Genomic DNA, 24,026 nt, shown 5'->3' on the forward strand with positions numbered 1-24,026 from the left:
TCCTACCCCGTAAGGTCGCGCGCCATGGCGACCAGTCCGCAGGAGAGCAAGGGCCTGAAGACCGGCGCGCTGGGGTTCGTCTCCAGCATGGTCATCGGCGTCGCGTCGACCGCCCCGGGCTACTCGCTGGCCGCCACGCTCGGCTTCATCGTCGCCGTGGCCGGCATCGGCCTGCAGGCGCCCGCCGTGCTGATCGTCTCGTTCATCCCGATGCTGCTGATCGCCGCGGCGTACTACTACATGAACCGCGCCGACCCCGACTGCGGCACGACGTTCTCCTGGGCCACCCGCGCGCTGGGCCCGTACCTGGGCTGGATGGGCGGCTGGGCGATCATCGTGGCCGACATCCTGGTCATGGCCAACCTGGCCCAGATCGCCGGTCTGTACAGCTTCCTGCTCGTGGGCTGGCAGGCGGCCGCCGACTCCGTGCTCGCGGTGACCATCGTGGGCGTCGTGTGGATCGCCGTCATGACGGCGATCTGCTACATCGGCATCGAGCTCTCGGCCCGCACCCAGGTGGGGTTGCTGGGCGCCGAGGTGCTGACGCTGGCCGCCTTCGTCGTCGTGGCGCTGGTCAAGGTCTACTCGGGCGACGGGCTGGAGACGTCGTTGCATCCGTCGCTGAGCTGGATCAACCCGTTCGAGATCAGCTCGTTCAGCGCGCTCGTCTCCGGCGTGCTGCTGGGCATCTTCATCTACTGGGGCTGGGACTCCACCGTGGCGGTCAACGAGGAGAGCAAGGACCCGACGGAGGGGCCGGGCAAGGCGGCCGTCCTGGCCACGGTCATCCTGCTGCTCATCTACGTGTTCGTCTCGGTCGCGGCGCAGGCCTTCGCCGGGCCCAAGGAGCTGATCGACAACGCCGACGACGTGCTCAGCGCGCTGGGCACCGAGGTGTTCGGCTCGCCGTGGGACAAGATCATCATCATCGCGGTCCTCACCTCGGCCGCGGCGTCCACGCAGACGACGATCCTGCCCACCGCCCGCACGTCGCTGTCGATGGCCCACGCCAAGGCGATGCCCAGCGTGTTCGGCAAGATCCAGCCGAAGTACCTGACGCCCAGCACCTCGACGATCTGGATGGGCATCCTGTCGATCGTCTGGTACGTCCTGCTGACGATCGTCTCGGAGAACATCCTGGCCGACTCGCTGCAGGCGCTGGGCCTGATGATCGCCTTCTACTACGGCCTGACCGGGTTCGCCTGCACGATCTACTACCGGCGCGAGCTGACCCACTCGGTGAAGAACTTCGTGCTGATCGGCATCGCGCCGCTGCTGGGCGGCGTGATCCTGGCGGCCGTCTTCGTGAAGTCCTGCATCGACCTGGCCAACCCCGACAACTCCGAGTCGGGCGACGCCTGGCTGGGGATCGGGCCGCCGCTGGTCATCGGGCTCGGGTTCCTCGTGCTGGGCTTCGGGCTGATGCTGTGGTGGCGGTTCAGCGGGCACATCGATCCGTTCTTCCAGCGCCGCCTGGAGCTGGTCGATCCCGACATCGCCTCCGGCAAGCGCGTGGCCAGCGAGGCCATCGCGGGTTCCGATCTGACCGACACCTGATAGCGTCCATGGGGAATGCGGTCCTTCTCGGCCCTTTCCCTGCTTCTTCTCCTCCCCCGCTAGGGGGAGCGATGCGTGGCGCCCGCTGACTGGCGCGAACTCAACCGGAAGCAGAGAACGACCGACCACTTGAAGGAGCACCTGACCATGGACCGCGTACAGATCTTCGACACCACCCTGCGAGACGGCGAGCAGTCGCCCGGGATCTCGCTGAACGCCACCGAGAAGCTGGAGATCGCCCAGCAGCTGGCGCGGCTGGGCGTCGACATCATCGAGGCGGGCTTCCCGATCGCCAGCCCCGGCGACTTCGAGGCCGTCCAGACGATCGCCCGTCAGGTCGACGGCCCGGTCATCACCGGCCTCGCTCGTGCGCAGGCGCCCGACATCGAGGCGGCCTTCGGGGCGGTACGCGACAGCCAACGACCTCGGATCCACACGTTCATCTCGACGTCGGACATCCACATCAAGTACCAGATGCAGAACACGCGCGAGGACGTGCTGGCGCAAGCCCGAGCCGCCGTCGCCCATGCGCGCTCGCTGGTCGACGACGTCGAGTTCTCGCCGATGGACGCGACCCGCTCCGACGTGGACTTCACCGCCGAGGTGATCGCCATCGCGATCGAGGAGGGCGCCACGACGATCAACGTGCCCGACACGGTCGGCTACGCGATGCCCGAGGAGTACGCCGCGTTCCTGACCGGGCTGTACGACCGCGTGCCCAAGCTGCGCGACGTCGTGCTCTCCGTCCACTGCCACGACGACCTGGGGCTGGCCGTGGCCAACTCCTACGCCGGCGTGCGCGCCGGCGCGCGTCAGGTCGAGTGCGCCATCAACGGCATCGGCGAGCGCGCGGGCAACGCCTCGCTGGAGGAGTTCGTGATGCTGCTGCACACGCGGCGCGACTTCGTCGGCCTGGAGACCGCCATCAACACGACCGAGATCGCGCGCACCAGCCGCATGGTCAGCCGCATGACCGGCTACGTCGTGCAGCCCAACAAGGCGGTCGTCGGGCGCAACGCCTTCGCGCACGAGTCGGGCATCCACCAGGACGGCGTGCTGAAGGAGCGCACGACGTTCGAGATCATGGACGCGACGACCGTCGGCCTGGCCGGCAACGACATCGTCCTGGGCAAGCACTCCGGCCGCCACGCGCTGCGCCAGGCGCTGGAGGACCTGGGCTTCACCGTCGACGGGGCCGCGCTGAACACCGCGTTCAAGCGCTTCAAGGAGATCGCGGACAAGAAGAAGCAGGTCACCGCGATGGACCTGGAGGCCCTGGTCACCGACGAGCTGCGCAGCGAGATCACCGGGTACGCGCTGGAGTGGTTCGACGTCGAGGCCTCCTCGCGCCGCCCGCCGCACGCGAAGGTGTCGGTCACCACGCCCGACGGCGAGAGCGTCGAGGGCGGCTTCACCGGCGACGGCCCGATCGACGCGATCTTCCACGCGATCAACTCGGCCACCGGCATCGACGCCCGCCTGCGCGAGTTCCGCGTCGACGCCGTCACCGGCGGCCAGGACGCGCTCGGCGAGGTCTCCGTCGTCCTCGAGCTGGAGGGCCAGAGCGCCTCCGGCCAGGGCGTGGCCACCGACATCCTCGAGGCGGCCGGCCGGGCCTACGTGCGCGCGCTCTCGGTCGCGGTCAACAAGGTGCGCATGGCCAACGCGGCCGCCGACCCGCGCACCAACGAGACGACGCTCACGCCCTAGGGCTTCGCCGTGCGGTCGGCCTCGGGCTGGTCCAGCTCGAGGCCGGCCACGGGCGTGCGGCGCATGCGGTTCTTCCGGCGCAGGAACGGCTGCTCGACGGCGTAGAAGCTGATGGTCGCCGCGGCGAAGGTGATGGCCAGCCGCGGGATCAGGCCGTCGACCAGCACGATCACCGGCAGGTGCCACAGGTACAGGCCGTAGGAGATGCGCCCGATCCAGGGCAGCGGCGGCAGGCGCAACGCGCGCGAGAGCAGCGACCGGTCGCCGGTGGCCAGCCGCGCGACCAGCACCGCGGCGCACACGGCGACGATCGGGATGGCCTCCAGCGGGTTGCCCTCCTGGCCGTAGATGTCGGGGTAGGTGCGCCGCACCCACCACAGGACGACGATCGCCACCAGCGTGGCCAGGCCGAGCAGCCGGTCGGCGGTGCGGGTCAGCGCGCGCCCGTCGCGGTGGGCCAGCCACAGGCCGACGGCGGCGCCCAGCAGCAGCTCGCCGAAGCGCGGGTCGGGTCGGAAGTACAGGAAGGTGCCCACGCCGTCGGGGTCCCACAGGACGACGAACAGCGACAGCAGCGCGGCGGCGACCACGGCGACGGCGATGGCCAGGCGGCGCAGGTCGTGCACGCGGGCGAGCACGAGGGCCAGCACCGGCGCCCACAGCAGGTAGAACAGCTCCTCCACCGACAGCGACCAGACCGGGCCCAGCGCGCCCATCTGCGCCGCCCAGGAGTCGTCGAAGATCAGCACGACCGACAACGTGTAGGTCAGCGTGATCCCCACCGCCTCGAACCACGCGCCGTAGGTCGCGTCGGGCACCAGCCGGGTGGCCCACGGCGTCAGCGCCAGGCACAGGAAGACGAGCGCCGGGTACAGGCGCAGGAGCCGGCGCAGGTAGAAGCCGCCCAGCCCGATCGTGCCGCGGGCCCGCCGCTCGCCGACCAGGACGCCGGTGATCAGGAAGCCCGACAGCACGAAGAAGACGTCGACGCCGAACAGGCCGCCGATGCCCCACGTGCCGTGCAGGTGGTAGGCGATGACGGCGAGCACGGCGGCGGCGCGCAGCCCGTCCAGCTGCGTGACCCGACGGCCGACTGATGAGCGTCCTTGACCCATGTGACGGCGGGAGGCTACGACCCCGGCCCGCTCAGGCGGCCAGCGCCCGACCCTGGCGGTAGCCGGCGGCCAGCGCGTCCGCGGTGCGGGCGCCGTCCATCAGCCGCCCGGCGATCGCCGCGCTGCTGCCCGCGTCGGGCACGATCGTGCGCAGCGTGGCGCCGCGCCCGCGCAGGACCTGGGCCTCGACCGCCTCGGCGGCGCGCGCACCCAGCCGCAGCGCGAGCAGCGGCGCGGGCGTGTCGCGCAGCGGCAGGGCGCCGAGCACGTTCAGGCACAGCACGTGGGTGTCGCGCCCGACCGTGGTCACGTCGAGGTTGGTCAGCGACCAGGCGCCGCCGTCGACGTAGGTCCGCCCGGCGATCGTCACCGGCGCGAAGATGCCGGGCACCGCGCAGGACGCGGCGATCGCGGCGCCGACCGGTGGGGTGGGGGCGCCGGGCGCGCCGAAGACGACGCGCCGGCCGCTGTCGCGATCGACGGCGACGACGCGCAGGCGGCCGTCGAAGCGGGCACCGGCCAGCTCGGGCGCATCGCGCAGCTGATCCAGCGACTCGTCGCCGCCGGGCAGGCGGGCGAGGACGAGCGCGCGGCCCGCGGCGCCGATCGTCTCGCCTCGGGTCAGCAGCGGCGCGGCCAGCGGCGCGCTGGCCGCCCACGCCGCGGCGCCCAGCGCGCGCACGCCGCCCGCCAGCAGGCCGGCCGGCGGCCCGTCCTCGGGTGCGGGCCGCGCCGGCTCGGGCGCGTCGGCGGGCGGTCGGCGCGGCGGCAGCCCAGCGGCCAGCACGCCGGCGACGATCGCGCCGGCCGAGGTGCCGACCAGCTGCTCGGTACGGCGGAAGTCGACGCCGGTGGCGTCCTCGATGCCGGCCAGCACGCCGGCCATCCAGGCCTCGCCGACGATTCCGCCGGCGGCCAGCACGAGCGCGTCAGGCGCCAGGAACGAACCCATACGCTCCCAAGATAGGTGCGTATGCGATAACATACGATTGTATGGCGACGGTCGAGGCCTCCCTGAACATCGGTCCCCGCGTGCGCGCGCTGCGCGAGGGGATGGATCTGAGCCTGCGGGAGCTGGCCGAGCGCAGCGGCGTCAGCGCCCCGATGCTCAGCCAGGTCGAGCGGGGGGAGACCAGCCCGACGCTGGCCATCGCCGGCCGCATCGCCGGCGGGTTGGACCTGACGCTGAGCCAGCTGCTGCGCCTGGACGAGAGCGGCAGCGTCCTGATCGTGCGCTCCGACGAGGTGCGCGACGGCGGCGGTCGCCGCGGCCACACCGTCGGCGTCCTGACGCCGCCCCTGCCCGGTCAGCGGGCCGAGCTCAGCCGTCACGAGCTGGCGCCGGGCGGGGCCACCGGCGGCGAGGGCGACCCGCCGATGCACGAGCCGGGCAGCCGCGAGATCGCCCACGTCCTCGCCGGCGCGGTCGAGCTGGTGATCGACGGCGAGCGCCACATCCTGCGCGCCGGAGACACCGTGACCTTCGACGCCGACCTGTCCCATCACTTTGAGAACCCCGGCCCCGACGAGGCGAGCTTCCTCGCCGTCGTGTCGGCCGGACTGCGGAGGAGCTAGCACTGATGCCCAAGACCCTGTTCGACAAGCTGTGGGAGGCCCACGAGGTCGCTCCCGGCCTGCTGTTCATCGACCTGCACCTCGTCCACGAGGTGACCAGCCCGCAGGCCTTCGAGTCGCTGCGCCTGGCCGGCCGGACGGTGCGCCGGCCCGACCGCACGCTGGCCACGGCCGATCACAACACGCCGACCGACGGCACGCCGGTGGCCAAGCTGATCAAGGACGAGCTGAGCCGCACGCAGGTGCTCAAGCTGGAGACCAACTGCGCCGAGTTCGGCATCCCGATCCACAGCCTCGGATCCGAGCTGCAGGGCATCGTCCACGTGATCGGGCCGGAGCTGGGCGTGACGCAGCCGGGCATGACGATCGTCTGCGGCGACTCGCACACCGCCACCCACGGCGCGTTCGGCGCGCTGGCCTTCGGCATCGGGACCTCCGAGGTCGAGCACGTGCTGGCCACGCAGTGCCTGGTGCAGCGCAAGCCCAAGTCGATGCTCATCCGCTACGACGGCCTGCCCGGCTTCGGCGTCACCGCCAAGGACCTGATCCTGGGGACGATCGGCCAGATGGGCGTCGACGGCGCCACCGGTCACGCGGTCGAGTTCGCCGGTCCCGCGATCGAGGCGCTCTCGATGGAGGGCCGCATGACGATCTGCAACATGACCATCGAGGGCGGCGGCCGCGCGGGCATGATCGCCCCCGACGAGACGACGTTCACGTGGGTCCGCGAGCACGCCGGCATCGAGCCGGACCCGTCCTGGTACGACCTGAAGACCGACGCGGGCGCCGAGTTCGACAAGGTCATCGTGGTCGACGCCGCCGCGCTCTCCCCGCAGGTGACCTGGGGCAGCACGCCCGACATGGTGGTGCCGGTCACGGCCGCCGTCCCGGATCCCCAGGACGACGGCGACGAGCGTGCGCTGGTCTACATGGGCCTGGAGGCCGGGACCCCGATCACCGACATCAAGCTCGACCGCGTGTTCATCGGCTCGTGCACGAACAGCCGCATCGGCGACCTGCGCGCCGCCGCGAAGGTCGTGGAGGGCCGCAAGGTGGCCGGCCACGTCAACGCGATGGTCGTGCCGGGCAGCCAGCAGGTCAAGAAGCAGGCCGAGGAGGAGGGCCTGGACGAGGTGTTCAAGGCCGCCGGCTTCGACTGGCGCGTGGCCGGCTGCTCGATGTGCCTGGGCATGAACCCGGACATCGCCGCGCCGGGCGAGCGCGTCGCCTCGACCAGCAACCGCAACTTCGAGGGGCGCCAGGGGCGCGGCGCGCGCACGCACCTCGTCTCGCCGGAGATGGCCGCCGCGGCCGCCATCGAGGGCCATTTCGTCGACATCCGCGAGTGGAGCTAGGAGCCCAAGCCATGGAGAGCATCACCACGATCCGCGGTCGCGTGTCCGTCCTGGACCGCGACGACGTCGACACCGACCAGATCATGCCCAAGCAGTTCCTCAAGCGCGTCGAGCGCACGGGATTCGGCGAGTTCCTGTTCTACGACTGGGCCAAGGAGGAGGGCTGGGACCTCCCGAAGAACCCGATCCTGGTCACCGGCGAGAACTTCGGCTGCGGCTCCTCGCGCGAGCACGCGCCGTGGGGCCTGGAGGACTACGGCTTCCGGGCGATCATCGCGCCGAGCTTCGCCGACATCTTCTACTCCAACTGCACGAAGATCGGGCTGCTGCCGGTCGTGCTGCCCGAGGACATCGTCACGGCGATCATGGGCCACGGCGAGTGCGAGATCGACCTGCCCAACAAGGTCGTGCGCTTCGACGGCGAGGAGATCCCCTTCGACCTGGACGACGGGATCCACCATCGCCTGGTCAACGGCCTGGACGACATCGGCCTGACGCTGCAGCAGGACGACGCGATCTCGGCCTACGAGGCCGACCGCGAGCGCTCCGGTCCCAACACCCTCTCCCTGGCCTAGAAAGGTCGAATGTCCAACCACATCGTTCTCCTGCCCGGTGACGGCATCGGGCCCGAGGTCGTGGCCGCGACCACGACGGTCCTGGACGCCATCGGCGACTTCACCTATGAGGAGCAGCTGATCGGCGGCGCCGCCATCGACGCCACCGGCACCGCGCTTCCCGACGCCACCACCGAGGCCTGCCACCGGGCCGACGCCGTCCTGCTCGGCGCGGTCGGCGGTCCCAAGTGGGACTCCACCGACGCCGGCAAGGCCCGTCCCGAGCAGGGCCTGCTGGGGATCCGCAAGGCGCTGGAGCTGTTCGCCAACCTGCGCCCGGTCAAGCCGCTGACCGCGCTGCTGGACGCCTCGCCGCTCCGGCGCGAGGTGATCGAGGGCACCGACCTGCTCGTCGTGCGCGAGCTCACGGGCGGCATGTACTTCGGCAAGAAGGTGCGCACCGCGGACGCGGCGTCCGACGAGAACGCCTACACGCGCCCCGAGGTCGAGCGCATCGCCCGCGTGGCCTTCCGGGCCGCGCGCCGCAAGGTCACCAACGTCGACAAGATGAACGTGCTCGAGGTCTCGCGCTTCTGGCGCGAAGTGGTGCTCGACGTCCACAGCCGCGAGTTCCCCGACGTGGCGCTCGACCATCTGCTGGTCGACAACGCCGCGATGCAGCTGATCAGCGCCCCCTCGGAGTTCGACGTGATCGTCACCGACAACATGTTCGGCGACATCCTCAGCGACGAGGCCGCGACGCTCACCGGCTCGATCGGAATGCTCCCGTCGGCGTCGCTGGGGGAGGAGGGCAAGCCCGGCCTGTTCGAGCCCGTGCACGGCTCGGCGCCCGACATCGCGGGGCGGGGAATCGCCAATCCGCTGGCCACGATCCTGTCGGCGGCGATGCTGCTGCGCCACGGACTCGGTTTGTCCGATGAGGCGCAGGCCCTAGAATCGGCGGTGGACCGTGCCCTCGAGGGCGGTCTGCGCACCTCCGACCTCGGTGGCAGCGCGAACACCGACCAGGCCACAAAGGCCGTCTTGGAGCAGCTGTGAAGCAGACCGAGCTGATCTGGTTCAACGGGGAGTTCGTCAAGTGGGAGGACGCGACGGTTCACGTCCTCACGCACGGGCTCCACTACGGCACGGGCGTCTTCGAAGGCGTACGTTGCTACGACACCGAGATCGGCCCGGCCGTCTTCCGCCACACCGAGCACCTGGAGCGTCTGAAGAAGTCCTCGGACCTCTACTACATGGACATCCCCTACTCGCTGGAGGAGCTGCGGTCGGCGACCAAGGAGCTGATCGCCCGCAACGGCCTGCGCTCCTGCTACATCCGCCCGCTCGTCTTCCGCGGCTACGGGACGATGGGCCTGTTCCCGCTCGACGCGCCCGTCGACGTGGCCATCGCGGTGTGGGAGTGGGGCGCCTACCTCGGTGACGAGGGCAAGCGCAACGGCGTGCGCGCGAAGGTCTCCAGCTGGCGGCGGATCAGCCCCGACTCGCTGATCCCGCAGGCCAAGGCCTCGGGCCAGTACCTCAACTCGATCCTGGCCAAGATCGAGGTGCACAAGGCCGGCTACGAGGAGGCGATCCTCCTCGACGATCACGGGCACGTGAACGAGGGCTCGGGCGAGAACATCTTCGTCGTGCGCGACGGCGTCATCTTCACGCCGCCGCAGACCGCCTCGATCCTGGACGGGATCAACCGCAAGTCGGCGATCCAGATCGCCCGCGACCTGGGGTTCGAGGTCGTCGAGCGCGACATCGCGCGGGCCGAGCTGTACCTGGCCGACGAGATCTACCTGACGGGCACGGCGGCCGAGCTCGTGCCGGTGCGCGAGGTCGACGACCACCCGGTCGGCGAGGGCACGCCCGGCGAGATCACGCGCGCGGTGCAGGCCGCGTTCGAGGACGCCCTGCACGGGCGCACCGAGCGCTATCGGGAGTGGCTGGACCCGATCGAGGTCCCGGCGCGAATTCCGTAGGCGCCCGGCGGTGATCGCTGGGTGCCCACGCCTCAACGCCCAGCCGATCACCGAATCCAGGACTCCTTGCCATGACCCAGATCCAGCTCTATGACGCCACCCTCCGCGACGGGATGGGTGGCGGGGGCCTCAGCCTCACCGCCGACGAGAAGGTGCGCGTCGTGCACCAGCTCGACGCGCTCGGCGTCGACCTGATCGAGGCCGGGTTCCCGGCCTCCAACCCCAAGGAGCAGGAGCTCTTCGCGCTGCTCTCGCACGAGCGCCTGGCGCACGCGGAGATCGTCGCCTTCGGCATGACCCGCCGGCGCGAGGTCAGCGCCGACAACGACGAGGGCCTGCGCGTCGTGGCCGAGTCGTTCGCCCCGGTGTGCACGCTGGTGGGCAAGAGCTCGGTCGTGCACGTCGAGAAGGTCGTACGCGTCTCGCGCGAGGAGAACCTGGCGATGATCGCCGAGTCGATCGCCTTCCTGGTCGGCCAGGGCAAGCGGGCGATCCTCGACGCCGAGCACTTCTTCGACGGCTGGGCCGCCGACCCGGACTACGCGATCGCCTGCGTGCGCGCGGCCGCCGAGGCCGGGGCCGAGCGCGTCGTGCTGTGCGACACCAACGGCGGCTCGCTGCCCCACCGGATCGCCACGGCCACCGGCGCCGTGGCGGCCGCGCTGCCCGGCGTCGCGCTGGGCATCCACTGCCACAACGACACCGACTGCGCCGTGGCGAACTCGCTGGCCGGCGTGGCCGCGGGCGCCACGCAGGTGCAGGGCACGGTCAACGGGATCGGCGAGCGCACCGGCAACGCCAACCTGCTGTCGATCATCGCCAACCTGCAGCTCAAGCTCGGCCACCGCGTGGTCACCGACGAGCAGCTGGCCCGGCTGACCGAGACCGGCCACTTCGTCGACGAGCTGCTCAACCGCGCGCCCGACCCCTTCCAGCCCTACGTGGGCAAGCACGCGTTCGCCCACAAGGCGGGCCTGCACGCCGCGGGCGTGCGCACCGACGCCTCGACCTTCGAGCAGATCGACCCGGCGCTGGTGGGCAACCACCGCGACCTGCTGGTCTCCGAGCTGGCCGGCCGCGCGACGGTCAGCGAGAAGGCGCGCGACCTGGGCCTGGAGGTCGACGCCGCCCACGTGATCGAGCGCGTCAAGGAGCTCGAGCACCAGGGCTACTCCTTCGAGACCGCCGACGGCAGCTTCGAGCTGCTGCTGCGCAAGGAGGCGGGCGCCTACGAGCCGCTGTTCCGCCTGGAGTCGTGGCGCTGCATCGTCGAGCAGCGCGCCGACGGCAAGGTCGACACCGAGGCGACGATCAAGATCTTCGTCAACGGCGAGCGCTACGTGCGCACGGCCGAGGGCAACGGCCCGGTCAACGCGCTGGACCGCGCGCTGCGCGACGCGCTGACCGAGATCCACCCGCACCTGGCCGATCTGGAGCTGGTCAACTTCAAGGTCCGCATCCTGGACGAGACGAAGGGCTCCAACGCCGTCACCCGCGTGCTGCTGGACACCTCCGACGGCGCCGGCGACGTGTGGGGCTCGATCGGCCTCAACGAGAACATCATCGCGGCCTCCTGGCAGGCGCTGGTCGACTCGCTGGAGCGCGCGATGCAGCCGACCCCGGTGCCCGCCCCGAAGTGATCCCGCTGGCCAAGCCGGTCCTCGGGCCGGAGGAGGAGGCGGCGGTCCTCGAGGTGCTGCGCTCGGGCCAGCTGTCGCTGGGGCCGCGCGTGCCGGAGTTCGAGCGGCGCTTCGCGCAGCGGCTGGGCGTCGCGCACGCCAGCGCCGTGTCGTCGGGCACCACCGGCCTGCACCTGGCCCTGCGCGCCGTGGGCGTCAGCGACGGCGACGAGGTGGTCACGTCGCCCTTCTCGTTCGTGGCCTCGGCCAACGTGATGGCCTACGAGCGCGCCCGGCCGGTGTTCGCCGACATCGACCCGCGCACGCTGAACCTCGACCCGGCGGCCGCCGCCGCGGCGGTCACCGAGCGCACGACGGCCTTGCTGCCGGTCCACATCTTCGGCTACCCGGCCGACCTGCCCGCCTTCGAGGCGATGGGCCTGCCGATCGTCGAGGACGCCTGCGAGGCGCTGGGCGGCGTGCACGCCGACGGCACCGCGGTGGGCGGGCGCGGCCATCCGGCGGTGTTCGGCTTCTACGCCAACAAGCAGCTGACCACCGGCGAGGGCGGGCTGCTGACCACCGGCGACGCGGCGGTCAAGGAGCGCGTCGACGCCGAGCGCAACCAGGGCCGCGCGCCGAACATGGACTGGCTCGACCACGACCGGCTGGGCTTCAACTACCGGCTGTCGGACATCGCCTGCGCCGTGGGGATCGCCCAGCTGGACCGCCTGGACTGGATGCTGGAGCGGCGGGCGGGCGCGGCGGCCTGGTACCGCGAGGCGCTGGCCGGGATCGAGGGGCTGGACCTGCCCTGCGAGGACGCCGGCGGCGACCGCCGCGGCTGGTTCGTGTTCGTCGTGCAGGTGCCCCGCGGGCGCGACCGCGACTCGGTCATCCGCGCGCTGCGCGACCACGGGGTGCAGTCCAAGCCCTACCTGCCGGCGATCCACCTGATGAGCTACTACCGCGAGACCTACGGCCATCGCGAGGGCGAGTTCCCGGTCTGCGAGGACGTCGCCGCGCGCTCGATCGCGCTGCCGTTCTTCCCCGAGATCGCGCAGTCGCAGGTCGAGCAGGTCGGGATCGCGCTGCGCGCGGTGCTTGAATCACCCGCGTGAGCCGTTTCGCCGAGCCCCAACATCCCGCCTTCCGGGCGATCCACTTCTCGATCGACTTCGACCAGCGGCTGTGGCCGCAGGACCTGCGCGGCTCGCGCGCCCACGTGCGCATGCTGGCCGCGTCGCAGATCCTCACCGAGGCCGAGCGCGACGAGATCCTGCGCGGCCTGGAGCTCGTCGAGGCCGAGCTGTCGGGCGGCACCTTCGCCTTCAGCGAGCACGACGAGGACATCCACCTGGCCATCGAGCGGCGCCTGACCGAGCTGATCGGGCCGGTGGGCGGCAAGCTGCACACCGCGCGCTCGCGCAACGACCAGGTGGCCACCGACATGGCGCTGTTCGTGCGCGACGAGGCGACCCGGGCGATCGCCGCCATCGACGCGCTCGCGCAGGCGTTCGTCGACCGGGCCGCCCAGCACCTGGACGTGCCGCTGCCCGGCTACACGCACCTGCAGCGCGCCCAGCCGGTCTACCTGGCCCACCACCTGCTGGCCTACGTGTGGATGCTGCTGCGCGACCGCGATCGGTTCCACTTCGTGGCCACGCGCTCGGTGGCCAACCTGCCGCTCGGGGCGGGCGCGCTGGCCGGCGTGAACTTCCCCACCGACCGCCAGATGGTCGCGCGCGAGCTCGGGTTCGCGGGCGTCGCGCCCAACTCGATCGACGCCGTCTCCAACCGCGACTTCGTGATCGACTACATGGGCGCGGCGGCGACCTGCCTGACCCACCTGTCGCGGCTGGGCGCCGAGCTGGTGCTGTGGTCCAGCGCCGAGTTCGGCTTCGTGCGCCTGCCCGACGCGTGGTCCAGCGGCTCGTCGATCATGCCGCAGAAGAAGAACCCCGACGCGGCCGAGCTGCTGCGGGCCAAGGCGCCCCGCGCGGTCGGCGCGCTGACCGGCTTCTACGGCGCGCTGCACGCGCTGCCGCTGACCTACAACAAGGACATGCAGGAGGACAAGGAGGCGCTGTTCGACGTCGTCGACACGCTGTCGCTCTCGCTGGAGGCCTCACGCGGGATGATCGACGGCGCGGTGTTCGACGCCGAGCGGATGGCCGCCGCGGCCAGCGACGATCTGATCGCCGCCACCGACATCGCCGACCTGTACGTCAAGCGCGGCATGCCCTTCCGCGAGGCCCACGGCATCGTCGGCGGGCTGGTGCGCGAGGCGGTCGATGCGGGGATCCCGCTGCGCGAGGTGCAGTCCGAGCACCTGGACCCCGAGGCGCGGGCGCTGCTGGAGCAGTCGTCGTGGCTGGAGTCCAAGGACTCCGAGGGCGGCACGGCGAGCGCGCGCGTGCGCGATCAGCTGGACGCCGCGCGAGCAGCGCTGGCCGCGCCGCCGGCGTGACCCCGCTGCCGCGCGCCTTCTACGCGCGGCCGGTGCTCGAGGTGGCACCGGACCTGCTGGGCTGCGTGCTGCGCCACGGCGACGTCTCCGGCGTGATCGTCGAGACCGAGGCCTACCACGAGTCCGAGCCCGCCTCGCACTCGTACATCGGCCTGACCGAGCGCAACCGCCCGATCTTCGGTCCGGCCGGGATCGCCTACGTGTACCGCTCCTACGGCATCCACGCGCTGGTCAACGCGGTGTGCGGACCCGACGGCGTGGGGGAGGCGGTGCTGATCCGGGCGCTGGAGCCGCTGGATGGGATCGGCGAGATGCTCGCCCGCCGCCGCGTGGCCCGCGAGGTCGAGCTGTGCAACGGGCCCGGCAAGCTGTCCCAGGCGTTGGGCGTCGGCCTGGAGCTCAACGACACGTCGCTGAGCGACGGCCCGCTGCGCATCGAGCCGCGCCCGGCGGCCTGGCGCGACGTGCGCTGGGTCACCGGCCCGCGGATCGGCATCACCAAGGCGGTCGAGCTGCCGTGGCGCTTCTGCGCGGTGGGCGCGCCCAGCGTGTCGCGCCCGTGGCCGCCGGGACTGAGGCCGGCGTCCGGCTAGCCCGGGGGCGCGGCGGCGCCGCCCGCTTCGGGCGCCGCACCGCCCGTCGCGCCGGCCGCGGGATCCGGGGTGACCGGCGTGGCCGGGGTCGGCGTCGGCGTGTCGCCGGTCGTGCCGCCGCCACCGCCGGTGCCGGTCTGGTCGCCCGCGCCGCCGCCCGTGGCCTGCTGCTCGTCCTGGCCCGTGCCGTCCGTGGTGCCCGGGCCGGTGTTGACGTCGGGCGACACGGGCGTGGTCGTCGTCGTGCTCGGCGTGACGGGCACGGACGACGGGTCGGTCGTGGTCGGGACGGTCTCCTGCAGCTCGGGCGGGATCTCCTTGCCCTCGGCCTGCAGCTTCTCGACCTCGCGCAGGCGCCGCGCGTTCTCGCGCTCGGCGTCGATCGCGTAGATCTGGGTCATGATGTCGTGCCAGATGTCGGCCGGGTAGGTGCCGCCCGACACCTCGCCGCCGTTGTACTCGGTCTCCATCGGCTTGAGCCGGTCCGGGTAGCCGACCCACACGGCGGTGGTGTAGCGCGGGGTGTAGCCCACGAACCAGGCGTCGCCGTAGTTCTCCGTCGTGCCGGTCTTGCCCGCCACGATGTCGTCGGTGTTGCTCAGCTGGGCGTGCGTGCCCGTGCCGCTGGTCACGACCGTGTGCAGGATCGCCGTGACCTCGTCGGAGACGTTGTCGGGCAGGATCCGCTTGGCCTCGATCTTGTTCTCGTCGACCGTCTTGTCACCGCGACGGACCTCGCTGATGCCGACCGGGCCATGGTCGCTGGCGCCCAGCGTGCCGGTGATCAGCTTCCCGCCGCGCGCGAACGTCTGGTAGGCGTGGGCCATGTCCAGCGCGGTCACGCCCTGGCGCAGGCCGCCGAGCGTCATGGCCAGGTTGTGGGAGACCGGCGTGCGGATGCCCATCTTCTTGGCCAGCTTGGCCACGCGCTTGGTGCCGACCTTGATGCCGACCGCGGCGAACACCGCGTTGTCGGAGTAGGTCGTCGCCGTGGCCAGCGAGCGCACGCCGGCGTAGGAGCCCTCGTAGTTGTTGACTACGAAGACCTCCTTGCCCTTCGTGCCCGGCACGGGGAACTCGCGCTTCATCGACGGCCACGTCGAGTTGGGCGAGATGCCGTCGTCCAGCGCGCGGGCCAGGATGAACGGCTTGAAGCTGGAGCCCGGCTGGCGCTGGCCCTGGGTGGCCAGGTTGAAGGGCGTCGTGTTGTAGTCGCGACCGCCGACCATCGCCCGGACGCCGCCGGTGCGGTTGTCGATCACCACGACCGACGCGGTCGGGCCGTCGGCGTAGCTGAAGCGCTGCGACACCGCGGCCTCGGCGGCCTTCTGCATGTCGAGGTCCAGCGTGGTCTTGATCGTCAGGCCGCCCTGGAAGGCCTTGACCGGGCCGTAGCGGTCGACCACCTGCTGGCGCACCCAGGTCGTGAAGTACGGCGTCCCGGGCGTCGGCGCCTTCTGCGCGGGCGGGTGCACGGAGTTCTCGGCGGGGATCGCCTCCTTGAGGAACTGCGCGTACTCGCTCGGCGTGATCTTGCCCTGGTCGCGCATCTTGGCCATCACCACGTCGCGGCGCTCGCGGGCGGCCTGCGGGTGGGCGACCGGGTCGTAGCCGGTCGGGTTCTGCACGATGCCGGCCAGGAGGGCCGACTCCCACGGATGCAGCTCCTTCGCGCACGGGCGCTCGGGGGTCTCGCCGCAGCCGGGATGGTCGGCGCTGAAGTACGTGCGCGCGGCCGCCTCGATCCCGTAGGCGCCGTTGCCGAAGTAGATCGAGTTGAGGTACTCGGTGAGGATCTTCTCCTTGGACCACTTGCGCGTCAGGTGGTAGGCCAGCGCGGCCTCGCGGAGCTTCTCGAACACGGTGCGCTTGTTCTCGCGCTCGAGCGCCCGCTTGACGAACTGCTGGGTGATCGTCGAGCCGCCCTGGCGGGGCTTGCCCTGGATCACGTCGGCCACGAAGGCGCGCGCGATGCCCTTGATGTCGACGCCGGGGTTCGTGTAGAAGCGCTCGTCCTCGATGGAGATGATCGCGTTGACCATCGAGGGGTTGATCTGCTCGAAGGAGACGAGCACGCGGCCTTCGTTGGAGGTCAGGATCCCCAGCCGGCGGCCCTGGTCGTCGACGATCACCGAGTTCTTGGACTGCTTGTACTCGGCGCGGTTCTCGAGGTCGGGCAGGTCGGAGGCGACCGCCATCATCATCCCGAAGACCGTCGAGACGATCGCCAGCGCCATCAACGGCACGAGGATCAGCAGAAGCCGCAGCTTCTTCAGTCGCGGCTTGCGTCGCTTCGGAAAGGGGATCGGGTCGCTCATGCGTCGTGTCCCACGGCGAGGGTAGTCGGACGGCCGTGGAAGGGTGTTGGGCACCGCCGGCGGCAGGGCGGTACAGCGGGTCGTCAGACTACCATCGCGCCGGATGGCCCCAGACCTGCTGCGCAACGTCGTCGATGCCCTCCCCGCGGGCGAGTTGGAGCGCAAGCTCGCCCTCGGCCGGCCGCTGCGGGTCAAGCTCGGGGTCGATCCGACCAGCGCCGACCTGCATCTGGGGCACAGCGTCGTGCTCGGCAAGCTGCGCGAGTTCCAGGACGCCGGCCACCGGGTGGTGCTGATCATCGGCGACTACACGGCGCGCGTCGGCGATCCCAGCGGGCGGTCCAAGACGCGGCCGGTGGTCTCCGGCGAGGCGATCGACGCCAACGCCCGGACCTACCAGGAGCAGGCCTTCAAGATCCTGCGCGACGACCCCGAGCTGCTGGAGGTCCGCTTCAACTCCGAGTGGCTGGACATGCCGACCGAGGACCTGTTCCGCCTCGCGCGCGTGGCCACGGTCGCGCAGGTGCTGGAACGCGACGACTTCGCCAAGCGCTGGTCCGCGCGCGAGCCGATCTCCGTGCTCGAGCTGCTGTATCCGCTGCTGCAGGGCTACGACTCGGTGGCGATCCGGGCCGACGTCGAGCTGGGCGGCACCGACCAGAAGTTCAACCTGCTGCTCGGCCGCGACGTGCAGCGCGCCTACGGGATGGCCGAGCAGGCGATCGTGACGCTGCCGCTGCTGGTCGGGACCGACGGCAGCGAGAAGATGTCCAAGTCGCTGAACAACTTCGTCGGCCTGACCGAGCCGCCTGAGGAGCAGTACGGCAAGACGCTGTCGCTGCCCGACGAGGCGATGGGCTCCTGGTACCGGCTGCTGCTCGGCCGCGACCCGGATGCCGAACTGGGCCCCCGCGACGCCAAGCGGGCGCTGGCCCGGGCGATCGTCGCCCGCTACCACGGCGACGAGGCGGCGATCGCGGCCGAGGCGGCCTTCGACCGGGTGTTCGTCCAGCGGGGCGTGCCCGACGAGATGCCATCGATCGGCTTGGCCGACTACGGCGAGACCGTGCACCTGCCGCAGCTGCTGGGCGATGCGTTCGGGATGTCGCGTTCGGAGGCGCGGCGGCTGATCCAGTCCGGCGGCGTGCGCCTCGACGATGCGGTCGTCGGCGAGCTGGACCTCCCGCGCACCGGGTTGGACGGCGCCGTGCTGCGCGCGGGCAAGCGACGGTTCGCCCGGCTCGGGCCGGCCTAGATGGCCGCGCACGCCGGTCTGCTGCGCGTGGCCACCCGCGGGGACGGGGAGATCGTCGACCTGACCGAGGGTGTGCTGTCGGTCGTCCAGGCCGCGCAGGTGCAGCTCGGCGCGGTCGTCGTCTTCGGGGTCGGCTCGACGCTGGCCGTCACGACGATGGAGTACGAGAGCGGCGGGGTGCAGGACATGCAGGCGTCGATCGAGCGGCTGCTGCCGCGGGCGGCGCCCGGCGCGGGCGACTACGCCCACAACGTGCGCAACGGGGACACCAACGCGCACGCGCATCTGCGCGCGGCGCTGATCGGCCCGTCGGAGACCATCCCGATCATCGACGGGCGCCTGGGCCTGGGCACCTGGCAGCAGGTCGTGCTCCTGGACTTCGACGACCGTCCGCGCCAGCGCTCGGTCTCCGTGACCGTCCTGTCGTAGCCGTCCTGCTACTGTCTCGCGCCGGGTCAGTGCAGCAGGTCGCTGCGACGGACTTGGAAGTGAGACGAACGAGACTCTGCTACAGTGTCTCCACCGCAGTTCCTTCGCGGTGCTGCAAGCTCTCTTCCGAGCCCTCGAGCACTGCGCTATACTGCCCGGTCCGACCCAAAGCTTCTGGCTTTGGGGCGTGTCACGCCGGAGGGCATCCCCCTCCGCGAGAGGCACGGCGGTCTTTGAAAACTCAACAGCATGCGCTTCCAGATCTTTCGAGATCTGAGAAGTACAAGCTCGATTCATTCGGTCGCCAGCGGCCGGATGAACTTATTTGAACCCGTCATGATCGACGTGGTCCTGTGTATGGACTCGTCGTGAAGTAGTCATGGCAACCTCTGTGATGGCCGGCTTCCGCCAGGGAGCCAGCCGTATGTAGTTCTTCACGGAGAGTTTGATCCTGGCTCAGGACGAACGCTGGCGGCGTGCTTAACACATGCAAGTGGAGCGACGAACCAGAGCTTGCTCTGGGGCAGAGCCGCGAACGGGTGAGTAACACGTGGGTCACCTACCTCGATGACCGGGACAACCCGAGGAAACTCGGGCTAATACCGGATGTGCACTTTGGTGGAAAGGTAGCTTCGGCTTCCGCATCGAGATGGGCCCGCGGCGCATTAGCTTGTTGGTGAGGTAACGGCTTACCAAGGCGACGATGCGTAGCTGGTCTGAGAGGACGATCAGCCACACTGGGACTGAGACACGGCCCAGACTCCTACGGGAGGCAGCAGTGGGGAATCTTGCGCAATGCGCGAAAGCGTGACGCAGCAACGCCGCGTGGGGGAAGAAGGCCTTCGGGTTGTAAACCTCTTTCAGTTGGGACGAAGCTTCTGCGGTGAATAGCCGTATGGAGTGACGGTACCTTCACAAGAAGCCCCGGCTAACTACGTGCCAGCAGCCGCGGTAATACGTAGGGGGCAAGCGTTGTCCGGAATCATTGGGCGTAAAGCGCGTGTAGGCGGCTCGATAAGTCCGTTCTGAAAGTCCAGGGCTCAACCCTGGGATGCGGATGGATACTGTCGAGCTCGAGTCCGGAAGAGGCGAGTGGAATTCCTGGTGTAGCGGTGAAATGCGCAGATATCAGGAGGAACACCAATGGCGAAGGCAGCTCGCTGGGACGTGACTGACGCTGAGACGCGAAAGCGTGGGGAGCAAACAGGATTAGATACCCTGGTAGTCCACGCCGTAAACGATGGGCACTAGGTGTAGGGGGTGTCGACTCCCCCTGTGCCGAAGCTAACGCATTAAGTGCCCCGCCTGGGGAGTACGGCCGCAAGGCTAAAACTCAAAGGAATTGACGGGGGCCCGCACAAGCAGCGGAGCATGTGGTTTAATTGGACGCAACGCCAAGAACCTTACCCGGGCTTGACATGTTCCTGACCGGCCTGGAAACAGGTCTTCCCTTCGGGGCAGGATCACAGGTGGTGCATGGCTGTCGTCAGCTCGTGTCGTGAGATGTTGGGTTAAGTCCCGCAACGAGCGCAACCCCCGTCGTATGTTGCCAGCATTTAGTTGGGGACTCATACGAGACTGCCGGTGACAAACCGGAGGAAGGTGGGGATGACGTCAAGTCATCATGCCCCTTATGTCCGGGGCTACACACGTGCTACATTGGCGCGTACAGAGGGTTGCGATACCGCGAGGTGGAGCGAATCCCTTAAAGCGCGTCTCGGTTCGGATAGCAGGCTGAAACTCGCCTGCTTGAAGGCGGAGTTGCTAGTAATCGCGGATCAGCATTGCCGCGGTGAATACGTTCCCGGGCCTTGTACACACCGCCCGTCACACCACGGGAGTGAGCAACACCCGAAGCCGGTGGCCTAACCCGCAAGGGGGGGAGCCGTCGAAGGTGGGGCTCGTGACTGGGGTGAAGTCGTAACAAGGTAGCCGTACCGGAAGGTGCGGCTGGATCACCTCCTTTCTAGGGAGCTCCATTCTGGAGCCGGCACAGACTAGGTCTGTGCTGCTAGAAACGTCGACCGAGCTTGACTGTGCGAGCACCGACATACCGTCGGGCTTTAGCGCAGACGCATGCTGTTGAGTTTTGAGAGACCGCGAGGTGAGACCCACCCGCGCCCTCTTGGCGGTCCTTGAAAACTGCACAGTAGCCACATCACCATCGCGGATCGATAAGCCCGCGATGGTTCCTTGCGTCCACACTCCAACGCGTGGGCGCAAGTGGGTATCACCAGGACCGATCGCCCCTTGCAATTGGGGTCCGGTCCATATGACGATCACCGTCAAGATAGTAAGGGCACACGGTGGATGCCTAGGCACCAAGAGTCGATGAAGGGCGTGGACGACTGCGATAAGCCCCGGTTAGGCGTTGAACGGCCTTTGACCCGGGGATTCCCGAATGGGTAAACCCAGCACCTCTAAAGGGTGTTACTTCTGGCTGAACACATAGGCCAGATAGAGACAAGCGGGGGAAGTGAAACATCTCAGTACCCCGAGGAAAGGAAATCAACAGAGACTCCCTGAGTAGTGGCGAGCGAAAAGGGATCCAGCCCAAACCTCATACGTGTAAGCGGCCATGCGTTGCGTAAGAGGGGTTGTAGGGCGTTTGTTCTGGGCTATGGCTGGCCCAGCAGGAGTTACAAAGTTGTGTGGTAGTCGAATCGCGTGGAACCGCGAACCATAGAGGGCAACCGTCCCGTAGACGAAACTACACAGCCTCCTGTCAGACGTTCCTGAGTAGGACCGCACCCGTGAAACGCGGTCTGAACCTGGGGGGACCACCCTCCAAGGCTAAGTACTCCTTGGTGACCGATAGCGGACAAGTACCGTGAGGGAAAGGTGAAAAGTACCCCGGAAGGGGAGTGAAATAGTACCTGAAACCGCGTGCCTACAAGCGGTGGGAGCAGACTTGTTCTGTGACCGCGTGCTTTTTGCATAACGAGCCGGCGAGTTACTCGTCTGCGGCAAGGTTAAGCGATGAGCGGAGCCGTAGCGAAAGCGAGTCCTAATAGGGCGATTTGAGTCGTAGGCGGTAGACCCGAAACTGAGCGAGCTACCCATGGGCAGGTTGAAGCGGGGGTAAGACCTCGTGGAGGACCGAACCGACCTAGGTTGAAAACTGGGCGGATGACCTGTGGGTCGGAGTGAAAGGCTAATCAAGCTCAGTGATATCTGGTTCTCTCCGAAATATATTTAGGTATAGCCTCAGGTAAATTGCGTATTGGCCGTAGAGCTACTGTTTGGACGCGGGGCCCTACCAGGTTACCAACTTCAGGCAAACTCCGAAGACCATTACGTTTACCCTGGGAGTCAGTTGCTGGGGGATAAACTTCAGCGTCAAAAGGGAAACAGCCCAGACCGCCAGCTAAGGTCCCTAAGTACTAGCTAAGTGGGAAACGATGTCCGGGTGCACAGACAACCAGGAGGTTGGCTTAGAGGCAGCCATCCTTGAAAGAGTGCGTAACAGCTCACTGGTCAAGTGTCCGGGCGCGGATAATGTAACGGGGCTCAAGCTAGTCACCGAAGCTGCGGGTGCGATCTTCGGATCGCGCGGTAGGAGAGCGTTCCGTCTCCAGTGAAGCGGCGGCGTAAGCCAGCCGTGGAGGATTCGGAAGTGAGAATGCCGGCATGAGTAACGAAAGAGGAGTGAGAATCTCCTCCACCGATTGCCCAAGGGTTCCTGAGTAAAGTTCGTCTGCTCAGGGTTAGTCGGGTCCTAAGGCGAGGCCGAAAGGCGTAGTCGATGGCCAACAGGTTGATATTCCTGTACCGCGTCGTGTTCGTCTGACCGATGAGGGGACGGGGAAGGCTAGGGTTAGCGGACAATGGTTGTTCCGCAACAAGCGTGTAGGGGTGGTCCTAGGCAAATCCGGGACCGCATAACCTGAGACGTGATGTCAGCTGGCTATAAGCCGGCGAGTTCCCAACGCCATGCCCCCTAGAAAAGCCTCTAAGGGAGAACACAGCGCGCCCGTACCAAAACCGACACAGGTGGGCAAGTAGAGAATACTAAGGTGATCGAGATAACCCTCGTTAAGGAACTCGGCAAAATTGCCCCGTAACTTCGGGATAAGGGGCGCCCCGGTAAGGTGACGCACTTCGCGTGCTGAGCCCGAGGGGGCCGCAGTGAATAGGTTCAAGCGACTGTTTACCAAAAACACAGGTCTCTGCTAAGTCGTAAGACGACGTATAGGGGCTGACTCCTGCCCGGTGCCGGAAGGTTACGTGGAGGTGTTAGGCGCATGCCGAAGCACCGAAGCTAAGCCCCGGTAAACGGCGGCCGTAACTATAACGGTCCTAAGGTAGCGAAATTCCTTGTCGGGTAAGTTCCGACCTGCACGAATGGAGTAACGACTTGAACGCTGTCTCAACGAGGGGCTCGGTGAAATTGCAGTCTCGGTGAAGATGCCGAGTACCCGCGGCTAGACGGAAAGACCCCGTGAACCTTTACTACAACTTGGTATTGGGGTTCGATGCATTTCGCTCAGAATAGGTGGGAGGCTTTGAAGCACTGACTGCGGTTGGTGTGGAGCCAACTTTGAGATACCACCCTTGGTGTATTGGACTTCTAACACCGCGCCCTTATCGGGGCGGTGAACAGTGCCAGGCGGGTAGTTTGACTGGGGCGGTCGCCTCCCAAAATGTAACGGAGGCGCACAAAGGTTCCCTCAGCACGGTTGGAAATCGTGCGTAGAGTGCAAAGGCAGCAAGGGAGCTTGACTGCGAGACTGACAGGTCGAGCAGGTGCGAAAGCAGGTCTTAGTGATCCGGCGGTAGCAAGTGGAAGTGCCGTCGCTCAACGGATAAAAGGTACTCCGGGGATAACAGGCTTATCGGGCCCAAGAGTCCACATCGACGGCCCGGTTTGGCACCTCGATGTCGGCTCGTCGCATCCTGGGGCTGAAGTAGGTCCCAAGGGTTGGGCTGTTCGCCCATTAAAGCGGTACGCGAGCTGGGTTCAGAACGTCGTGAGACAGTTCGGTCCCTATCTGCCGTGGGCGTTGGAGAATTGACAGGATTCGTCCCTAGTACGAGAGGACCGGGATGAACGCACCTCTGGTGTATCTGTTGTCCTGCCAAGGGCATCGCAGGTTAGCTACGTGCGGATCGGATAACCGCTGAAAGCATCTAAGCGGGAAGCCGGCCTGAAGATGAATTCTCCCACCTCTTAGAGAGGGTAAGTCCCCTGGTAGACCACCAGGTTGATAGGCCGGATCTGGAAGTGCCGTAAGGCGCGAAGGAGACCGGTACTAATGGGACGAGGGCTTGACGGATATTTATTTACTGGTCGTATCGTGGTACCCAGATGTGGTGATCTGTGCAGTTTTGAAGGACCGCCGGAGGCTCTCGTGAGTTTCCGGTGGCTATGGCGAGGGGGAAACACCTCTTCCCTTTCCGAACAGAGCAGTTAAGCCCCTCAGCGCCGATGGTACTTGTCCCGCAAGGGACCGGGAGAGTAGGACGCCGCCGGTTTAGTTTCAGA

Annotated in this window: 16 protein-coding genes and 3 rRNA genes; 16 read left to right on the top strand and 3 right to left on the bottom strand. The window is 68.2% G+C overall.

Going from position 1 to position 24,026, the window contains the following annotated elements:
• Positions 1-24: 24 nt before the first annotated feature.
• Both ACZ5UI_RS05790 and ACZ5UI_RS05795 read left to right on the top strand, forming a co-directional pair.
• Positions 25-1,557: an APC family permease gene (locus ACZ5UI_RS05790; protein ID WP_464195159.1), complete on the top strand. Its 1,533-nt coding sequence runs from the start codon at positions 25-27 to the stop codon at positions 1,555-1,557.
• 147 nt (positions 1,558-1,704) lie between these two features.
• A complete protein-coding gene (locus ACZ5UI_RS05795; protein WP_464195161.1) occupies positions 1,705-3,267 on the top strand; it encodes a 2-isopropylmalate synthase in 1,563 nt (520 codons plus the stop codon).
• Here the strand turns inward: ACZ5UI_RS05795 and ACZ5UI_RS05800 are convergent.
• Positions 3,264-4,382: an acyltransferase family protein gene (locus ACZ5UI_RS05800; protein ID WP_464195163.1), complete on the bottom strand. Its 1,119-nt coding sequence runs from the start codon at positions 4,380-4,382 to the stop codon at positions 3,264-3,266. The two genes, ACZ5UI_RS05795 and ACZ5UI_RS05800, sit on opposite strands and share 4 nt — an antisense overlap.
• Positions 4,383-4,413: 31 nt before the next feature.
• Positions 4,414-5,334 carry a patatin-like phospholipase family protein gene (locus ACZ5UI_RS05805; protein ID WP_464195165.1) on the bottom strand — a complete coding sequence of 307 codons (921 nt, stop codon included), beginning with the start codon at positions 5,332-5,334 and terminating at the stop codon, positions 4,414-4,416.
• Positions 5,335-5,375: 41 nt separating this feature from the next.
• On the opposite strand from ACZ5UI_RS05805, the gene ACZ5UI_RS05810 reads away from it, so the two are divergent.
• The 9 genes from ACZ5UI_RS05810 to ACZ5UI_RS05850 all read left to right on the top strand — a co-directional run bounded on the left by ACZ5UI_RS05810 (position 5,376) and on the right by ACZ5UI_RS05850 (position 14,539).
• Positions 5,376-5,957: a helix-turn-helix domain-containing protein gene (locus ACZ5UI_RS05810; RefSeq protein WP_464195167.1), complete on the top strand. Its 582-nt coding sequence runs from the start codon at positions 5,376-5,378 to the stop codon at positions 5,955-5,957.
• A gap of 5 nt (positions 5,958-5,962) precedes the next feature.
• A complete protein-coding gene (gene leuC / locus ACZ5UI_RS05815; RefSeq protein WP_464195169.1) occupies positions 5,963-7,312 on the top strand; it encodes a 3-isopropylmalate dehydratase large subunit in 1,350 nt (449 codons plus the stop codon).
• Positions 7,313-7,323: 11 nt separating this feature from the next.
• A complete protein-coding gene (leuD, locus tag ACZ5UI_RS05820) occupies positions 7,324-7,887 on the top strand; it encodes a 3-isopropylmalate dehydratase small subunit (protein ID WP_464195171.1) in 564 nt (187 codons plus the stop codon).
• A gap of 9 nt (positions 7,888-7,896) precedes the next feature.
• Positions 7,897-8,925 (top strand): 3-isopropylmalate dehydrogenase, encoded by a 1,029-nt coding sequence (leuB, locus tag ACZ5UI_RS05825; protein WP_464195173.1) that lies wholly within the window; start codon positions 7,897-7,899, stop codon positions 8,923-8,925.
• Positions 8,922-9,857 (top strand): branched-chain amino acid transaminase, encoded by a 936-nt coding sequence (locus ACZ5UI_RS05830; protein WP_464195175.1) that lies wholly within the window; start codon positions 8,922-8,924, stop codon positions 9,855-9,857. Before leuB ends, ACZ5UI_RS05830 begins: the two co-directional genes overlap by 4 nt.
• 113 nt (positions 9,858-9,970) lie before the next feature.
• Positions 9,971-11,497, top strand: coding sequence for a citramalate synthase (gene cimA / locus ACZ5UI_RS05835; protein WP_464197764.1), 1,527 nt, complete (start codon positions 9,971-9,973; stop codon positions 11,495-11,497).
• Positions 11,494-12,597, top strand: a complete 1,104-nt coding sequence (locus ACZ5UI_RS05840; protein ID WP_464195177.1) for a DegT/DnrJ/EryC1/StrS family aminotransferase — start codon at positions 11,494-11,496, stop codon at positions 12,595-12,597. Before cimA ends, ACZ5UI_RS05840 begins: the two co-directional genes overlap by 4 nt.
• Entirely contained in the window at positions 12,594-13,946 is a 1,353-nt protein-coding gene (gene argH, locus ACZ5UI_RS05845; protein ID WP_464195179.1) for an argininosuccinate lyase, read from the top strand. The genes ACZ5UI_RS05840 and argH overlap by 4 nt, the downstream gene beginning before the upstream one ends.
• Positions 13,943-14,539 (top strand): DNA-3-methyladenine glycosylase, encoded by a 597-nt coding sequence (locus ACZ5UI_RS05850; protein ID WP_464195181.1) that lies wholly within the window; start codon positions 13,943-13,945, stop codon positions 14,537-14,539. The genes argH and ACZ5UI_RS05850 overlap by 4 nt, the downstream gene beginning before the upstream one ends.
• Here the strand turns inward: ACZ5UI_RS05850 and ACZ5UI_RS05855 are convergent.
• Positions 14,536-16,857 (bottom strand): transglycosylase domain-containing protein, encoded by a 2,322-nt coding sequence (locus tag ACZ5UI_RS05855; RefSeq protein ID WP_464195183.1) that lies wholly within the window; start codon positions 16,855-16,857, stop codon positions 14,536-14,538. The genes ACZ5UI_RS05850 and ACZ5UI_RS05855 overlap by 4 nt on opposite strands.
• Positions 16,858-16,960: 103 nt before the next feature.
• Here ACZ5UI_RS05855 and tyrS point away from each other — a divergent pair, with 103 nt between their 5' ends.
• From tyrS to rrf, 5 genes are all read left to right on the top strand, one after another.
• Positions 16,961-18,112 carry a tyrosine--tRNA ligase gene (gene tyrS / locus ACZ5UI_RS05860; protein ID WP_464195185.1) on the top strand — a complete coding sequence of 384 codons (1,152 nt, stop codon included), beginning with the start codon at positions 16,961-16,963 and terminating at the stop codon, positions 18,110-18,112.
• Positions 18,113-18,541, top strand: coding sequence for a secondary thiamine-phosphate synthase enzyme YjbQ (locus ACZ5UI_RS05865; RefSeq protein WP_464195187.1), 429 nt, complete (start codon positions 18,113-18,115; stop codon positions 18,539-18,541).
• 433 nt (positions 18,542-18,974) lie between these two features.
• A 16S ribosomal RNA gene (locus ACZ5UI_RS05870) occupies positions 18,975-20,507 on the top strand.
• Positions 20,508-20,824: 317 nt separating this feature from the next.
• A 23S ribosomal RNA gene (locus tag ACZ5UI_RS05875) occupies positions 20,825-23,817 on the top strand.
• Between the two features lie 82 nt (positions 23,818-23,899).
• Positions 23,900-24,016: ribosomal RNA gene (gene rrf / locus ACZ5UI_RS05880) — 5S ribosomal RNA — on the top strand.
• The 16S, 23S and 5S rRNA genes sit together here, the layout of an rRNA operon.
• Positions 24,017-24,026: the final 10 nt, after the last annotated feature.

The sequence above is a fragment of the Conexibacter sp. JCM 18997 genome (genome assembly GCF_055391915.1).

Excerpts from the sequence above, each read along its gene's own strand:
- cimA (WP_464197764.1), top strand. The coding sequence starts at position 9,971 with ATGGGTGGCGGGGGCCTCAGCCTCACCGCCGACGAGAAGGTGCGCGTC.
- ACZ5UI_RS05790 (WP_464195159.1), top strand. The coding sequence starts at position 25 with ATGGCGACCAGTCCGCAGGAGAGCAAGGGCCTGAAGACCGGCGCGCTG.
- ACZ5UI_RS05855 (WP_464195183.1), bottom strand. The coding sequence starts at position 16,857 with ATGAGCGACCCGATCCCCTTTCCGAAGCGACGCAAGCCGCGACTGAAG.
- ACZ5UI_RS05800 (WP_464195163.1), bottom strand. The coding sequence starts at position 4,382 with ATGGGTCAAGGACGCTCATCAGTCGGCCGTCGGGTCACGCAGCTGGAC.
- ACZ5UI_RS05810 (WP_464195167.1), top strand. The coding sequence starts at position 5,376 with ATGGCGACGGTCGAGGCCTCCCTGAACATCGGTCCCCGCGTGCGCGCG.
- ACZ5UI_RS05865 (WP_464195187.1), top strand. The coding sequence starts at position 18,113 with ATGGCCGCGCACGCCGGTCTGCTGCGCGTGGCCACCCGCGGGGACGGG.
- leuC (WP_464195169.1), top strand. The coding sequence starts at position 5,963 with ATGCCCAAGACCCTGTTCGACAAGCTGTGGGAGGCCCACGAGGTCGCT.
- ACZ5UI_RS05795 (WP_464195161.1), top strand. The coding sequence starts at position 1,705 with ATGGACCGCGTACAGATCTTCGACACCACCCTGCGAGACGGCGAGCAG.
- leuB (WP_464195173.1), top strand. The coding sequence starts at position 7,897 with ATGTCCAACCACATCGTTCTCCTGCCCGGTGACGGCATCGGGCCCGAG.
- tyrS (WP_464195185.1), top strand. The coding sequence starts at position 16,961 with ATGGCCCCAGACCTGCTGCGCAACGTCGTCGATGCCCTCCCCGCGGGC.
- leuD (WP_464195171.1), top strand. The coding sequence starts at position 7,324 with ATGGAGAGCATCACCACGATCCGCGGTCGCGTGTCCGTCCTGGACCGC.
- ACZ5UI_RS05805 (WP_464195165.1), bottom strand. The coding sequence starts at position 5,334 with ATGGGTTCGTTCCTGGCGCCTGACGCGCTCGTGCTGGCCGCCGGCGGA.